Origin of the sequence: Clostridioides sp. ES-S-0006-03, from assembly GCF_020662275.1 — a bacterium.
GTDB lineage: Bacteria > Bacillota > Clostridia > Peptostreptococcales > Peptostreptococcaceae > Clostridioides.
In genome coordinates, this window is sequence record NZ_JADGMM010000032.1 from 1 (window position 1) to 1,600 (window position 1,600).

Below are 1,600 nucleotides of genomic sequence, written 5' to 3' on the forward strand. Positions count from 1 at the left end.
ATAAAAACCTGCTAAGTAAAATCAAGTGTTTTTAGCAATTTTTTATTAATTATTTTTGTTAGTTTTTTGCACTAAAATTAAGACTAAGCAGATTTCTCTTTTTTAGCCCTGTAGTCAATAAACACTATTGTATATTAAGCATTGTAAATTTCCTTAACTTTAGCATAGTATATTCTTAGAAATTTATTTAATGCTGCTATTTTGGCGACTTTTGGAGGTTTACCCTCTAACTCCTTTTTAATCATAAATAAATATACTGGATCTTCTTTAGGTTTATAACTTTTTATACACTTCATAGTTTCATAGCCAGTCTTTCTTAATAGTGCGGATCCTCTTTTAGAGATTCTTCGTTTTGTACCTTTAAAATTCCCAGATTCATAAGGTGGAGCATCTATGCCAGCATAAGCTATCAGTGATTTACCATTTTTAAATCGTCTCACATCTCCAATTTCAGCGATTAATCGCGGTGCAAGTGTTTCCCCTACTCCTGACATATTTCTAACAACATCATACTCTTTTAATCCTTTTGCTAAATCCTTCATCTGTGTTAAAATTAGCATAAGAGTTTTGTCTATCTCTTTGAGAACTCTAACAGATTCTAGTACTAACATTTTGGTCGATGGAGTACTAGAAGATATAATTGGGATTCCATCTATAGCTAACGCATAAATCTCTTTAGCCTTAGCTTCATTTTGATGGTATCCCTTTTTCTTTGCCCACTTTAAATAGTGATTAGAAAATTGTTTCTCACTCTTTTTTGTTATATTATCAAAATGCCAATACTCTTCAACAAAGTCATTTAATTTATCCCTATCGGGATTTGTAGAATTATTTTTTAATAGTCTTTTAATGCCTGGCATTGTTTGATCAAGTATATTGCTAAGCGTAAGCTTACTTTCTATTCTCATTTTTATGTAATGAGAATATTGTCTTCCAAGCAACTTAAGTTCAGAATACACAACATCTGTTAATTTGAATTTGTCTAAGCGAAACCAATTATCTATTCCATAGTTTGCTATTTTAATTGAGTCTAGTTTATCAGTTTTACCTTTTCTTAGTGTCATTGATACATATTTTTTCATTACCAATGGATTTATCACAGATACAAAAATGCCCTTTTCTATTAAATAGCTCAGTACTGGCAAATGATATGAACTAGTTGCTTCCATTACAATCTTTGTTTCTTCCTTAAAATTAAAAATAGTATTTGTCAGATTTAAAAGATCTGTTTCAGTGTGATTAATTTCATATGGTGATTTAATTACTTCGCCATAAGGCTTTAATATACATACAGTGCTTTTTCCTTTTGATACATCAATTCCTACACTTATCATGTGATCACCTCAATAATTATATTGTAATTGTAGACATCTGCACTTATTACAATTCATTTTGGTTAGTTACACGAAAGCCTATAGGTTTCAACCTGCTTAATCGAATCTTTATAATAAGGAGATGTTTAACAGTTTTTATTCCGGATGTTACTAATCCAAAAAGAACCTCGTCAAACAAATTACACCTATATTATAAATTAAAATAAGTGCAAATGTATCATCGTTTCCGATGTAAACAATTACACTTTTATAGTACCAAAAAGAAC

1 protein-coding gene is annotated in these 1,600 nt (G+C 29.8%); it reads right to left on the reverse strand.

The genetic code is table 11. The features are described 5' to 3' along the window. Nucleotides 1-134: 134 nt before the first annotated feature. Entirely contained in the window at nt 135-1,334 is a 1,200-nt protein-coding gene (locus IR151_RS19815) for an IS110 family transposase (protein ID WP_227437670.1), read from the reverse strand. Between the last annotated feature and the right edge of the window lie 266 nt (nt 1,335-1,600).

Coding starts and splice junctions, on each gene's coding strand:
- IR151_RS19815 (WP_227437670.1), bottom strand. CDS start 1,334: ATGATAAGTGTAGGAATTGATGTATCAAAAGGAAAAAGCACTGTATGT.